11 protein-coding genes and 1 pseudogene are annotated in these 14,212 nt (G+C 52.3%); 4 read left to right on the forward strand and 8 right to left on the reverse strand.

Annotated features, from left to right (window positions below):
• From DNK06_RS25265 to DNK06_RS05175, 4 genes and pseudogenes are all read left to right on the forward strand, one after another.
• Positions 1 to 117: pseudogene (locus DNK06_RS25265) on the forward strand (IS5/IS1182 family transposase); the annotation flags it as partial.
• Positions 118 to 729: 612 nt separating this feature from the next.
• The gene (locus DNK06_RS05165; RefSeq protein ID WP_131178970.1) at positions 730 to 1,014 is read left to right on the forward strand and encodes a type II toxin-antitoxin system HigB family toxin; all 285 of its coding nucleotides are present in this window, start codon (positions 730 to 732) and stop codon (positions 1,012 to 1,014) included.
• A gap of 8 nt (positions 1,015 to 1,022) precedes the next feature.
• Positions 1,023 to 1,424 carry a helix-turn-helix domain-containing protein gene (locus DNK06_RS05170; protein WP_131178971.1) on the forward strand — a complete coding sequence of 134 codons (402 nt, stop codon included), beginning with the start codon at positions 1,023 to 1,025 and terminating at the stop codon, positions 1,422 to 1,424.
• A 492-nt stretch (positions 1,425 to 1,916) separates the two neighbouring features.
• Positions 1,917 to 3,665 carry a GGDEF domain-containing protein gene (locus DNK06_RS05175; protein ID WP_131178972.1) on the forward strand — a complete coding sequence of 583 codons (1,749 nt, stop codon included), beginning with the start codon at positions 1,917 to 1,919 and terminating at the stop codon, positions 3,663 to 3,665.
• A 455-nt stretch (positions 3,666 to 4,120) separates the two neighbouring features.
• Here DNK06_RS05175 and DNK06_RS05180 read toward each other — a convergent pair whose 3' ends face one another.
• The 8 genes from DNK06_RS05180 to DNK06_RS05215 all read right to left on the reverse strand — a co-directional run bounded on the left by DNK06_RS05180 (position 4,121) and on the right by DNK06_RS05215 (position 14,195).
• Positions 4,121 to 6,115, reverse strand: a complete 1,995-nt coding sequence (locus DNK06_RS05180; RefSeq protein ID WP_131178973.1) for a polysaccharide biosynthesis protein — start codon at positions 6,113 to 6,115, stop codon at positions 4,121 to 4,123.
• 284 nt (positions 6,116 to 6,399) lie between these two features.
• Positions 6,400 to 6,849: a hypothetical protein gene (locus DNK06_RS05185; RefSeq protein WP_131178974.1), complete on the reverse strand. Its 450-nt coding sequence runs from the start codon at positions 6,847 to 6,849 to the stop codon at positions 6,400 to 6,402.
• Positions 6,850 to 6,915: 66 nt separating this feature from the next.
• Positions 6,916 to 8,091 carry a DegT/DnrJ/EryC1/StrS family aminotransferase gene (locus tag DNK06_RS05190; RefSeq protein WP_131178975.1) on the reverse strand — a complete coding sequence of 392 codons (1,176 nt, stop codon included), beginning with the start codon at positions 8,089 to 8,091 and terminating at the stop codon, positions 6,916 to 6,918.
• Positions 8,092 to 8,102: 11 nt separating this feature from the next.
• Positions 8,103 to 8,720 (reverse strand): acetyltransferase, encoded by a 618-nt coding sequence (locus DNK06_RS05195; RefSeq protein WP_131178976.1) that lies wholly within the window; start codon positions 8,718 to 8,720, stop codon positions 8,103 to 8,105.
• The gene (locus DNK06_RS05200; RefSeq protein WP_131178977.1) at positions 8,717 to 9,310 is read right to left on the reverse strand and encodes a sugar transferase; all 594 of its coding nucleotides are present in this window, start codon (positions 9,308 to 9,310) and stop codon (positions 8,717 to 8,719) included. The genes DNK06_RS05195 and DNK06_RS05200 overlap by 4 nt, the downstream gene beginning before the upstream one ends.
• A gap of 28 nt (positions 9,311 to 9,338) precedes the next feature.
• Entirely contained in the window at positions 9,339 to 11,480 is a 2,142-nt protein-coding gene (locus tag DNK06_RS05205) for a glycosyltransferase family protein (RefSeq protein WP_131178978.1), read from the reverse strand.
• Positions 11,481 to 11,542: 62 nt separating this feature from the next.
• Positions 11,543 to 12,961, reverse strand: a complete 1,419-nt coding sequence (locus DNK06_RS05210) for a hypothetical protein (protein ID WP_131178979.1) — start codon at positions 12,959 to 12,961, stop codon at positions 11,543 to 11,545.
• Positions 12,939 to 14,195: a hypothetical protein gene (locus DNK06_RS05215; RefSeq protein WP_131178980.1), complete on the reverse strand. Its 1,257-nt coding sequence runs from the start codon at positions 14,193 to 14,195 to the stop codon at positions 12,939 to 12,941. The genes DNK06_RS05210 and DNK06_RS05215 overlap by 23 nt, the downstream gene beginning before the upstream one ends.
• Positions 14,196 to 14,212 lie beyond the last annotated feature (17 nt).

Here is a 14,212-nt window from a genome sequence, read left to right on the forward strand (position 1 = left end):
GAAAACTTCTTTTGCAAACTCAAGGAGTTCAAGCGTATTGCAATGCGCTGTGACAAGACCGATGCAAGCTTTTGCGCCATGGTCAATCTTGCCGCTGCCATTATCAATTCACGATGAATCTCAACAGACCCTAGTGTGGCGTCACACATCAAATGTCGTATCCGAGCGATTGGGCTGAGTGGTCGCTCAAAGGGGCGAAAGCAGCCGTAGGATGGGTGAAACCCATCATTGGCCGATGGGTTACACCCATCCTAAGACCTAAACAGCAGCGGTAAGCTGCAAGCCATAAGCCTCAAGTAAAAGCGCAAGAGCTGACACTTGACCTCAGCGATGAGGCTAGTGTCTCGTCATGCATCAAATGTCGTATACGAGCGAACGGACTGAGTGGTTGCTCAGAGGCGCAAGCGGCCGATTGTCGGCAATTGTGGGAGCGCGCCATGCGCGCGAAATCGCGGGCAAGGCCCGCTCCCACATGGATAGTCGAACGGCCGCTATCGCCTTTTTGGCTGCCGTACCCCACCACGATTACCCGTTCGCCGTCTCGGCCATATCTGCCACCCTGACCGACACATGAATGTTATCGCGACACTAGGCGCCCCGCAGCCCCTACAGGTGAGGATCTGCGAACGCCAGCCTCACCCTCGACGGGAAAGACGAGGCCAATAGCAACTTGCGATAATTTACAAGCCCCGCTAACATCTGTATCGCAGATTGCTATACGGGTAGGCTATGCACGTCATCACCCAGAAACGGATTTGGGAAGCGAAGAACAAATGGCCTAATACCGCCAACGCGCTCGATGCCTGGTACCGGCTGATCAGTAAAGTAGAGCTCAAGGATTTCGCCGAGCTGAAACAACTCTTCCCCAGCGTAGGCAAAGTGGCCAACAAGCATGTGTTCGATATTGGCGGCAACAAGCTACGGCTGATCGCTGTAGTGGATTACCCATTCAAGAAAGTCTTCATTCGCGATGTGCTCGACCATAAAGAGTACGACCGCAACCAATGGAAGTGAGGTGCCCCGTGAGTGCGCTCCTGAAACAAGCCGCCGAGCACTGGTGCTACGTAGCGCCCTTGCTTACTCCTCCGCAGTCCGAAGCCGACTACGACACCCTGGTCGAGGAACTGGGCGCGCTGCTCGATGAAATAGCTGGTGCCGAGCATCACCCGCTCGCCAGCCTCGCCTCACAGATGGGCGATTTGATCGCCAGCTACGACGCCAAGCATTACGCGACCCCAGAGGCTCCAGCTCACGAGGTACTGCGCTACCTGATGCAAGAGCACGGCCTCAACCAAAGCGACCTACCTGAAATCGGCGCGCAATCCGTGGTATCCGAAATCCTGAACGGCAAGCGCCAACTCAACGTGCGCCACATCCGAGCCCTGGCCGCACGCTTCAACGTACCCGCAGACGTTTTCCTCTAGGTATCGCATCACGGATCAAATGTCGTACCCGAGCGAACGGGCCAAGCAAGCGTAGGGTGGATGACGCTCTTTTCATCCACCATTGTGATCGCAAAACGGTGGATGGGTCGGGGTCGCGTAGGTGAAGCGTCAGCTACGCGCCCCGATCCAGCCTACCAGTGGCCACATCACCTTATGGCTGCCATCGCCCATCACGCGTGTTCCGTTCACCGCCTCAGCACATCGAACACCTAGGGCCGATGCCCCTAGTCACGCTCCCGTAGGTAGCGGCCATACCGCAGATCTGACTGTATCCCCTGCAGCGGGGCTCTTCGACTGTGGCCTGCCACGCTCATGTGGGCGCCTGGCACGCAGCCCATGCAATCTGCTGACACGGGTTGGCTGCGACCGACTGCATACGACGTTTACCCTATGGCCAGATGACACTACAATCGCGGCAGGCATCTGATCAGGACGCTCACTTCACTCACCTGAAACCGCAGTGGTCATTCGATGCCAGCGCAAGGTTCTCTCCGCGTCGCCTCCCGCCTGGATCGCTGGATAAACGTGGTGTTGATCGGCATCAGCCTGGGCATTTCCCTCAGCTTCCTGCTGATCGTCACCGATGCCTACCAGACTTATCGGGCGCATTCGCAAACTCGCGACCAGTTGGCCGTGCTGCGCAGCGGCCTTAGCGCCATGGAGGCGGTAAGCATCGAGCGCGGCCCTACCAATGGCATGCTCGGAGGGCTGGATGGCAGCCTGCAGAAGCTCGAACAGAGCCGTTTGCTCAGCGACCAGAGACTTGACGAGTTCGCCGCCGCCCTTGCCACCTGCCTACCCTGCGAGGCAATGCCCCGTGACATCGACGAGGTCAGGCGCTCGCTCATCGTCGCAAGGGAGCGCGTAGACAGCGTGCTTGGCCAACCCCTGGACGAACGCACGTCGCAATCACGATCCGAGGCGCTATTGGCCATGATCGACGTGGCCACGCGGATACTGCCGCTGATCGACTGGCTGTCCCGCGACATGCTGCGACGCACCCCGCAAGCCGGCGCTCCGCTCTACAATGCCTACTGGGCAGCACAACTACGCGAGTCCGCGGGGCTGCTCGGCTCGTATCTCACCGTCGCGCTCGCAGAACAGCGGCCCATCGACTCAATCGAGACCGAGCGTTTGCAAATCGTGCACGGTCGCATCGACCAATTGCAGATGCAACTGAGTCTAGGCGTAGACCACCTGCCGAAGCAGTTCGAGGGCGAGAACCAGCGTGACATGCAAGTTGCCTACGCCCGCATGCAACATGACTATTTCCAACAAGGCATGGACTACCAGCGCGCCGTAGTGAGCGCCCTGAATACCGATACCGCACCAAGTCCGGCGACTTTCGCGGAACGTTACGTGCCAACCATGGCCAGCATCCTGATATTACGCGACACCGCGCTACGGCTCACTGAAATAGAACTGCAGCGCGCCACCCAAACAGCACTGATCCGCCTGTCGCTCGTCGCCGGAACGGCCCTGGCCGTACTCCTGCTGCTGGGCGCCGGGCTGCTGTGGTTGAAACGGCAGGTGCTTGCCCCCCTGCTGCTCGGAACGCGCAGGATGATGGCGCTGGTGCATCCGGATACCATGACTTATGCAACCAGCCAGAGCGATCGCTACAGCATCTCCGACACTCTGCTCGAGCTCGAACAGCAACTGCGCCAGGCCCAGGCGGTGCGCCTTGAACGAGATGCCCTGATCACCGAACTCAAAGCTCACGCAGAGACCGATCACCTCACCGGGCTGGCCAACCGACGCGCCTTCGACCGGCTGTTCAAGAAGCCCCCTCCGGATCGGGCCGACGCCGGTTTGCTCACCGTGATCATATTCGACGTGGATCACTTCAAACAGGTAAACGACAGCTACGGCCATCTCGTCGGCGATAGGCTGCTGCAGGCCCTGGCTGAACGTTGCCAGGCCCAAATGCGAGGCAGCGAGCACATCGCCCGCATCGGCGGCGAAGAATTCGCCATTCACCTCTGGCTCAATAGCGCACACACCGCGCTGCAGTTCGCCGAACGGTTGCGCAGGTCGATTCACGAGACACCGTTCGAGCTAGGCCTGGAACAGCCCCTGCAGATCACTGCCAGCTTCGGCATCGCCCAAGCCCCGGCGACACAGGCAGCCAACGCCGATGCACTGATAGCGCGCGCCGACGAAGCGCTCTACCGCGCCAAGCACAATGGGCGAAATCGTTGCGAGCTGGCGCAGGACTGAAGCGGGACTTCGCACCGTGGAAGCGCCGCCCCGGCGCGCGCGGACGTTCGTAGATACCGTCTTGCCCGTTTTACCTCGCAAGCGCCCATTCGGCATCAAAAGGCATTCCCGATTTCATTGAGGGTGGAGGACGCTTGCCTACGCGGCCCGATCCGTATACCGATCCGTAACCGGGGTGGTGGATGAAAACAGCGTCATCCACCCTACATGAATGCCTACCAAAGATGGCCATCCGAACTCGAACTGGTTATGGGCAGTAACCCGTAGGGCGTATTAGCCGAAGGCGTAATCCGCCGCAAGAAAACGGCATCACCGCCCCCGCTCCCCCCAAACAGCAGAACGCCCCGCATGAGGCGAGGCATTCTGACATATCAGCGGATGCAGCCGGTTCGCGGTAAACGACGGATTACGCTTCGCTAGACTGCGCGCCCCGATCCATCTGCGATTCGGATGGCCTACGCCGATGGCTTCTTCGCCGCACGTCGCAAGTGCATCCAGTCGACGATCTCACCCTCAGGCGCGTAACCGCTCACGGTGTCACGCAACAACTGACGCACACGGTCGTAATCGTCCTGCTCCACAGCCTTGATCAGATCCGCCATGACCACCTTGAAGGCTTCCCACGGCAGGTGCTCTTCGTTGGCGCGCATGATCATCGGGTGATCGGTGGGGCTGACGTTATCGCCGATCAACAACTCCTCATACAGCTTCTCGCCGGGACGTAGCCCCGTGAACTCGATGGCGATATCGCCACCGGGATTCTCGTCCGATGCCACACTGAGGCCGGTGAGGTGAATCATCTTTTCGGCCAGCTCAGCGATCTTCACCGGCTGCCCCATATCCAGCACGAACACGTCGCCGCCCTGCCCCATGGAGCCTGCCTGGATGACCAGCTGCGCGGCCTCAGGAATGGTCATGAAATAGCGGGTGATGTTCGGATGGGTAACCGTTACCGGGCCACCCTTGCGGATCTGCTGATAGAAACGCGGAATGACCGAGCCGGATGAGCCCAGCACGTTACCGAAGCGCACCATGGTGAAGCGGGTCTTGTTGACCTGGTGAAGCCCCTCTTTGTCACCGAACAACACCGGAGCGGTTTCCTGGCTCAACGCCTGCATCAGCATTTCGGCCAAGCGCTTGGTACTGCCCATCACATTGGTCGGGCGTACAGCCTTGTCAGTGGAAATCAGCACGAAGTGCTCGACGCCAGCCCGCAACGCCGCCTGGGCGGTGCACAACGAACCCAGCACATTGTTCAGCACGCCCTCGGCAATGTTGTGCTCGACCATCGGCACGTGCTTATAGGCTGCAGCGTGGTAAACGGTATTTACATCCCAGGCACGCATCAGCTCCACCTGGCGATCCTGATTACGCACCGAGCCGAGAATAGGCACCAGCCGCACCGCCAGCGAATCGCGACGAATACGCTGTTCCAGCTCGCTGTGAATTTCGTAGAGATTGAATTCGCTGTGCTCGAACAGCAATAAGACCTTCGGGCCTGTAGCGATGATCTGCCGGCACAGCTCAGAACCGATCGAGCCACCAGCGCCGGTGACCATTACCACCTGCCCACGAATGCAACGCTCGAACAAATCCTTCTGCGGCGGCACCGCATCACGGCCCAGCAGGTCGGCGATCTCGACCTCCTGCACGTCTTCAACCTTCACGCGGCCGCTGGCCAGATCCATGAACCCAGGCACCGTACGTACGTGCAGAGCGTATTGCTGCAAGTTCTCCAACACCTCACGCCGACGGGTGCGGGATGCCGAAGGCATCGCCATGAGGATCTCCACCACCCCGGTTTCATCGATCATCTGCTGGATATGCTTGGCCGAATACACCCGCAAGCCGGCGATGACACGGTTGGCAATATTGGGATCGTCATCGATGAATGCCACTGGGCGCATCACTCGCCCCATGCGCAGCGCCGCTGCCAACTGGTTACCAGACGCCCCCGCGCCATAGATGGCTACCTTGGGCAGTCCCGCATCACGGTTGGTCAGCTTGAAGGGCCGATCCGAAGAGAACCAATCACCCATGAAATACTGGCGCATCAACAGGCGCAGCCCGCCAATCAGCATGATGCTCAGCCACCAGTAGTTGAAAACCATGGAACGGGGAATAATCGCTGGCGCCTCCCTGTGCCAATACACCGCCAGAGCCAACAACAACGCGGACAGGGAAACGGCCTTGACAATGGCGATCAGCGCATCGTTACCGAAATAACGCATGACGGCCCGGTACATGCCAAGACGTACGAAGAGAGGGATAGAAATGATCGGAGCCAGAGCGAACAGCCACAAATGACCATTAAGCGGATCAACTCGATCGAAATCTCCTAAGCGCACCACAAAAGCCAGCCACAGGGCGATCCATATCAGCACTACATCCACCGCCACCTGCAGCAACCGCTTGTACCTACGTGGCATGGCAACCAGACGCGAGCGCATATTCTCAGCAACCCTTAACACAGCAACACCTCACATCCCTTGAGCGGCCGAAGCCAACCCCTAGTTGGGCTCTAGCCAGAAACTTTCCAAGAAAAATGATTTGCGGCTGAAGCTCATCGTCAATGGACACAACCTTCAAATCGCCAACCCCGCCATCAGTGCCCCAAAAACCTTGCTTACGCCATCTGCGGTGACTTGAAGCGAGCGCTCTGGCATCGTCGACCTGCCACACAGCCTTTCGCAAAATCAGCGCAACAGCTTTCTAGCGTAGGTCTTCCTTTCCCTCAGCCTGCAACCTTCCAGGTAAATATAGCTCGTGACTTGACCGTCGCCCCTGCAGTCTTGATCGCGTGATCGGTGTAAGTGGCAATGATCGTCACGCTGCCCGGCTTCAAATAGTTAACGACAAAGCGCCCCGGTTCTTCAGATCGAACCCGGCGTGTGTAACCCGTCCTCGCCAGTTGCGTAAAAACAGCCCCCTCCATCGCCATCAAGCTATCGCTGGAATGGATGGTGTAGCGGTCAAATTCACCACGGTCGTTCTGCAGCAACTGATATTGGAATATACGCCCATTGAAGGAGACTTCATTGCCTTCGGGCAACCTGACCCGATCCATCGCCAAGCTCACGCCCGTGGGCGAATCCTGGGCATTTGGGGGGGGCGAAACCTCAGCAGGCTCACAGCCAAGCAGTAGCAAAATGGCTGCAGCGAAAACAGGCAAAAATCCCTTCATATTCGATCTTCCACCGTCATAAAAACACCGAGGGAACCGCTATCAGCCGAGCTGATAACCTCGGACTCAGCAAGTAGCCTGGCGCATAACATCTGCCAGCACCTGACAGGTTTTTTCGAGCGCCTGCTCGGTCAAGGTAGGATGAACAAGGAACATCAGGCTTGTTTCGCCCAGCGCCCTAGCAACCGCTAGCGGCTCGGCAGGCCTCCAGCCAGTATTGTCGAATGCCTTTTCCAGATAGACCTCTGAACAAGAACCCGAGAAACACGGAACCCCCTGTGCAGCTATCTCGTTGAGAATACGGTCGCGAGTCCAGCCTGCTTTCAATTGGCTTGGCTCTATAAAGACATAGCACTTATAGGCCGCATGAGTGACGCTCGCAGGTACCTGCGGCACACGCAATCCCGGCAGGTTCCGAGCGACAGACCAAATTTTCTCGGCATTCGCCTGACGAGCAGCCTGCCAAGCCGTCATGCGATACAACTGGATACGCCCAATCACGCCCTGGACTTCCATCATGCGCCAATTGGTACCGAAGCTTTCATGCAGCCAACGAAACCCAGGAGCATGCTGCCGCTCGTAAACCGCTTCCCAGCTCTTGCCGTGATCCTTGAAAGACCACATCTTGCTCCAGAGCGCACGATCATTGGTAGTAACCATGCCCCCCTCTCCACCTGTGGTCATGATCTTGTCCTGGCAGAACGACCAGGCACCGATATGACCAATGGAACCAACAGCCCGCCCTTTATAGCGAGCACCATGCGCCTGGGCACAATCCTCGATTACCATCAGACCGTGCTCGGCGGCCAACGCCATGATCGGATCCATATCACAAGGCCAGCCCGCCAAGTGCACGCAAATCAGCGCACGGGTACGAGGCGTCAGCACAGCCCGAATGCTCTCAGCCGTTATATTCTGCGAGTCGGCATCGACGTCAGCGAAAACCGGCTTCGCACCGGCTGTCACGATAGAAGAAGCAGAAGCCAGGAAGGTTCTCGAGGTGACCACCACCTCGTCTCCCGAACCGATACCTAGCGCCTCCAACGCCAAATCCAGCGCGACGGTACCGTTGCTGAGGGCGATGGCATATTCGCTCTCGGCCCATTGCGCAAATTCCTTCTCGAACTCGCGGCACTCTTGGCCAGTCCAGTAATTAACCCGATTGGAGAGTATGACATCGCGAACCGCGTCAGCCTCCTCTACGGTAAAGCTTGGCCAAGGGGAAAAAGAAGTACCTAACATAAGCCTCGTGCTTACCTCATCCTAATTGCGGGCACGCCAGCGACCGTGGCGTTATCCTCGACATCCTTAACTACAACAGCGCCGGCAGCGACCATGGCTGAGACACCGATACGCACTTGCTGTCGCACCGAAGCGCCTATTCCCACCCAGCTACGCTTGCCAACAAACACTTCGCCCGCCAAGCGAGCGCCTGGAGAAATATGCACGCCGTCCTCCAGCACGCAATCGTGATCGACGCTAGCAGACGTATTCACGATACAGGCAAAACCGACACAAGCCCCTGCATTGACCACAGCACCAGGCATGATAACAGAAGCGTCTGCGACCCGGGCATGGCGGCTGACAATCGCTGAAGGATGTATCAGGGATGGCACAGCCATCCCTTCCGCCAGAAGGGTCTGATATTTATCGAGGCGTATACGATTATTTCCAATGGCGACGAAAGCGCCGTCGAAGTCTGTCTTGCAGCGCAACAGATCGTTGAACGTCCCGGCATAAGGTAGCCCCAGGGTAGACCCCTGCCCAGGCGTAGCATCGTCAAAAAAGACCACCTGCCAACCACAACACTCTGCAACGTCAGCCACGACCCTGCCGTGGCCGCTCGCGCCGAAAACCGCAAGTTTTTTCACTCGTCATTACCCTCGAAACGTACAGAGGTGACATGTTCTTGCGAAGAAATTCCCTCGCGCTTGAATACTTTGCTTACTGTCAGGCACAAAATCTTCAAATCCAGCCAAAAGGAATGATTCTCGACATACCAGATATCCAACTCGAATTTTTCCTGCCAGCTCAGATTATTCCGTCCATTGACCTGAGCCCATCCAGTAATGCCCGGCTTGACATCATGCCGACGCATTTGCCGCTCATTGTAAAGCGGCAGATAGTCCATCAACAGAGGGCGAGGCCCGACCAGGCTCATATCGCCCTTGAGTACATTCCATAATTGGGGAAGCTCATCGAGACTGGTACTACGCAAAAAGCGCCCGACGCGGGTCATACGCTCAGCATCACCGACACCAAGCAAGCCATCAGCCCCCAACTCATGCATGGTTCTGAACTTGTAAACAGTAATCGGCTGCCCTTGGTAGCCAGGGCGCCGCTGACAGAAAAAAACCGGACGCCCCAAGTCCAAAAAAACCAAGCCAGCTAAAACAATGTAAAGTGGAAAGAAAACTGCCAATAACAGCATCGCAAAGCAAGAATCAAAAATTCTTTTCATAAGTAACGCCCACAAGCGCTCGCATAAACTAAAAATCATCCCTGTTAATTTTACTTAAAATAAAATCACATATCCGCTCAACGGAGCGACCATCTTTGAGCCTCAACAGACCCTCAGAAATCCCCCCTGGACGCTCTGAATCAAGTAGAGCGCTCTCCAATTCAGAACAGTTTGAAAATGGCTTCGCAACTCCTAACTCGCAGAGATCAAATGGAACGGAAGGATAGCCATAAGCTTTATATGCAAAAACTGGTTTGTCTAGGCAAAACGCTTCAAGACCTGCCGTACTAAAATAAGTAACAACCGCATCAGATGCATTAAGATTATGATATATATTACCCCGAGAAATTAAAGCCCGCCCCAATTTGCTCGACTCGCGCAGCACAGCGCCATAAGAATTTGCAAATGCATCATTCTCGTTAGGATGCATGCTAACCAACAAGAACCAATCATGATTCTCATTTATAAATTTGCACGCCTCACTCACCATAGATGTCATTAATTTTATATCATATGGCTGAGTAGCCAGACACAATATTTTATGGCCTTCACCGCAAACAGAGATCAAATCTCGACTCTGTTTCTTAGTATAACTTCTAATATCAGCCAGCCGAGCATCAATTCTAGGCGCACCAACAACCTCAACATGGGATTTATCGACACCCAGATAATCCACATAAACAGACTTCGAGAAATCATCCACAGCCAAAACGTATGAAGACCCAGGTTTTTTATATCGACTTGAGCGAGAAAACGTTCCACTTTGTATATCAAAAGATGGAACATCCGATAAATAACCAACAATAAACTGAGACGGCCACAACCGTCCAGGATTCGAAATGAGCGCAGAAATTCTTGCTTTAGAGGAAACTTCATTCACCTCTCGCATCAAGCCATGACAATCCCTTAAAACTCTATGAACGGACTTTCTCGCATTAAGAGCAACGTACAACGCAAGAAGTCCACGCTCAGGATCACGCGAAAACTCAGAAAACAAAAACTCATTTAATCCATGATCAAAGCATTCATTAAAGACTTCAACTCCAGGAAGGTCATCCCTTTGAACGGAAGGGAGAACATATTTAAAAGCACCCACAGCAGAGCCAGCCTCGTTTTCCATATCATCCGCATAAGGGAGCAAAACGAATATCTTCTTGTGTACTCTCATGGAGAAGCACTCCAATACCGGCTGGAGTGTTCCTCGATACATTGGGTCTCTCAAATTTCCAAAAAAAAGCAATATATCATCACCCGCGACACAGTCACGTGCAATGTGGTACCTAGTTCCTGTAAGTCTATCAGAAGGAACCCAATCCCTACTTATAGAACTCGCTATTTTTATTTTCGAAATAGCTTTGAAAGCCTTAGCATTCCAAAAGCGCACTACAGCACAAGGTATATTCTTCAACTCACGAACGGCAAAAGCGATCAAATTATTATCAACAAGCCGGCTTCCAAAAACATAGAACCCATGAATTTCATGCTCACCAATAAACTTTAGAACAAAGGCGTAGCTTCTTGCCCACCCCACAAATCGATCAGACACACCTACCTGCATTGACCGCAGATAACGGGAATAATCGGTATACAACGCCGCCTCCTCAAAAGCGCTCTCCATACACTCAATGAAACTACTCGAAAATTCATCAGACTGGAGATATACCGACTCGTCGAGTTCCGGATCAATCGTAGGAATATAAAGCACACGGCCAAAAAAAGCCTCAACCTCAACCCCCAAAGCAGCTAAAGACTCAAGAAAATCTAAATAATCCTTCTTCGCCCTGAAGACGATAAAATAACGGCACTCCACAGCCAAAGTAACTAAAAAAGCATAGTCTAATTTTGCCGCTGCACTCTCCACAAAAAGCAAAAGGTTATGTTCATTCGAATGAGGCAATGAGTGCAAATCAACCACCTCAACCTCTAATTGACGAGACTGTAATAGTCCCTCAAGAGATAAAAGCTGCTCATCAGTATCAACAGCACTTGAGAGCCCCTCACCAACTTCGACAACTTCCTCAGGGAGAGCCGAAAACAACTCACGTTGACGCGGTATAGAAAGGAAAAGTCTAGATCGTATGCCCAACGATTTACGCCAAGAAAGAACCAGAAATCGCTTAACAAACATGGGCATAGTCTTCTTGCCCAAAAAATAAATAAAGCCGCCCATTGCTATATCATCCTGACAATTTATTTATATGAAGACTTCGACACACCGCATCAAAATCATTTCTATCTTTTTTGAGAGTCCATTCCTCTTGACGGGAACCTCTGCAACTCGCACACATAACTCTTCAACTCGTCCAGATTTTTTGCGTAGAAAACCAGCCCGCACGCTATAAAGTCAGAAAAATAGTCAAGCCCCATATCAGACAAAACAACCGAACGAACACCTTCAAAGTATGCATCAACAACTGCACCTGACCACTCAGTGATATGCACATCGACATACTCCATAATCAACTGTATCGGCATACAAGAAGGCTGATCAAAGAAAACATTCGGACAGTCTCTTACTAATTCTAAATACACCTCATCCTTTTCTAAAGGGAAGCCAGGATGCACCCTTATCAAAAAGCAATAACTCGAATCACATTGCCTCACGAGATCAGCAAACAAAGGAGCTAGATTGCTTGACTGCATGGTGATTAAAATTTTCTTTTCATACACATCTATCTGCGTAAAAAAACCATTCCACTGCTTTTTCGCTTCATCCAAAAGAAATTGATCTATAATGTAGTCATGCCATAAACTTCCGATTACAACAGCACTATGACGAACTGTATGCTGAGCCCATTGAGTTATAGCCCCAGCATCAAATGGAGTCCAGCAGAAGAAAGCATCTGGCAAGGTCGTATAGCCTTGTATTGGCACATTACACCAACCAGCATAGGCCCTCATGTTAGAACCCGCAACACCATGTTGAATATCCGTTATCGGAATACCCAATTTGCGGCAGGCAGCACAAAGTGCCATTCCTAAGGCGGAATAATAACAAATCACATAGGCTCTTTCTGGTTTGATACGTCGCAAGATGATAGAAAAGATTTTGCTTGCAGCTAAACAGAACAGAATATTTTTATAAATCTGTTTTTTTAAAGCTTTACGACTAACAGAGCTATCAATAAGCATTGGCGCGAAGGCAAGTTCATTTAATAAAGGCTCGATATAACGTGAAAACTTTGGAAAGAGCTTTAATAGAAATGAAAATTTTGCCACACCGGCTGCCACCAACAAAACAGCAAATACAGATCGGCAGCTTTCATTACCAACAATAGCCTTATCAACAGACAAATTCTGCAGCGCAATAACTGAAGTCTCTCCTTTGAGCCTTGCTGTTTCGCTGACCACATGTGAGTCTTTTAAGTACAGCGCCCCAGATATTCTTTCCGAGAACTTAGTGTCAGAAAGAATAAATACATCAGCCTTCCTAAATAAAAACAACCCCCAAAATGACCGCACCAAATCTAATGCTGAGGTTCTAGAAATATTATGTACCACCCCTGCCCTCTGGCTGGACTTAGGTAGAACCATAGACAATAATGTATTCCTAACAACTGGCCAACAATCGACTCCTGATACATTATAATTTAAATAATTATATCTGAACTCAAAGCTCTTAATCCATTCAAGCGACTGCTTTGGTTTCACTACAGGCCACCATTTTTCTATAAATCAACTCTGATGGCAATTCAGCTTTCATTGCCGCGCGCAAGATAATTTGTCTGGCAAGCTGAGCATGCTGAGTTTTTAAGCGTCCGATTATTTGCTGCACGCTATCAATATCATCCGTCACGTACCCACCTTGATTAATAACCCAGTCATGCTTGGCCTGATCCAAAATGGATTCACTGCCCACATAAAAAGTAGTTCGTCCATTTAGGAGGGCAAGGTCGCACAGATTAGAGAAAAAACCAATGACCACGTGCGACCTAGAGAGGCAAGCACTCCAATCATCGACAACGGAAAAATTACTTAATTGAACAGGGCTAAATGCAGAGCCACGCGGATGCAGCTTTACTTTAAGATTTATATCCGACCCACTATTCAATGCGCCCAGCATACTGTAGCAAGCTTGCAAATACTCTTTAGTATACTCGCCACGCTGTTGAACAGGCTGATCTACAAAAAGAACGTTCAGCCTCTCCTCTTCAAGCAACCTCTCGTTGCATAGCAAGCCAGTGTGATACTCGAACTCTGGCGAGCCGGTAACCACCATATTACCCACCTGCATATTTAGTTCTTGGTATATCCGCTTGCTGAAGTCATCGTAGACGAAAAAATTATCTACGCTATAGCCGGAAAAATGCTGCTGCTCCAGGGATGCCTGACCAAATTGCAAAGCGTTGATACAAGACTCTGTAGCAGAGAGGTCGCGCCTCAACCTAAAAGTGGGGAGCTCCACACCGCCGGTAAGCCCGAACCAATGGCCACAAGGCAATACATCATAGATGTCTTGAAATACCTTAATTCGTACTCTGCTAAGCGCGGATAGACACGCAAAATTTAATCGCTGCGCCAATCCACCCTGCAACTTAAGAAAGTAACCAACAGCATAGAAAGCCATCCAAAATCTATTGAAACTCCAAATACTGGGTCTAATTATTACTAAATCAAAATATTCACTTCCCCGATATTTATCTAGATAACCAGAGTAAATATGGTGCGTGTTTTCTCCGGTTTTCCCCCCGACAACTACAACTAGATTTACTCGTCGACGGTCTTTTAAACAGCGATCTATCAAACCGTAAAAACTCATTAATTTTTGCTGTACGCTTGCCGGTCTAAGATCTGTCATCAACACATTCAAAAACACAGGTGCTATGGAGACTTCCTTGTTAGCCTGAACAGAAACACGTCTAAAAATCCGATGTTTGATACTCACCTTATCGGGCTCCTAGC

The sequence above is a fragment of the Phytopseudomonas daroniae genome (assembly GCF_004327285.1).
GTDB classification, from domain to species: Bacteria; Pseudomonadota; Gammaproteobacteria; order Pseudomonadales; family Pseudomonadaceae; genus Aquipseudomonas; species Aquipseudomonas daroniae.

Bases quoted from the DNA above. Each gene is read 5' to 3' on its own strand.
- DNK06_RS05165 (WP_131178970.1), top strand. From the start codon at position 730: ATGCACGTCATCACCCAGAAACGGATTTGGGAAGCGAAGAACAAATGG.
- DNK06_RS05175 (WP_131178972.1), top strand. From the start codon at position 1,917: ATGCCAGCGCAAGGTTCTCTCCGCGTCGCCTCCCGCCTGGATCGCTGG.
- DNK06_RS05180 (WP_131178973.1), bottom strand. From the start codon at position 6,115: ATGCGCTCGCGTCTGGTTGCCATGCCACGTAGGTACAAGCGGTTGCTG.
- DNK06_RS05185 (WP_131178974.1), bottom strand. From the start codon at position 6,849: ATGAAGGGATTTTTGCCTGTTTTCGCTGCAGCCATTTTGCTACTGCTT.
- DNK06_RS05190 (WP_131178975.1), bottom strand. From the start codon at position 8,091: ATGTTAGGTACTTCTTTTTCCCCTTGGCCAAGCTTTACCGTAGAGGAG.
- DNK06_RS05200 (WP_131178977.1), bottom strand. From the start codon at position 9,310: ATGAAAAGAATTTTTGATTCTTGCTTTGCGATGCTGTTATTGGCAGTT.
- DNK06_RS05205 (WP_131178978.1), bottom strand. From the start codon at position 11,480: ATGGGCGGCTTTATTTATTTTTTGGGCAAGAAGACTATGCCCATGTTT.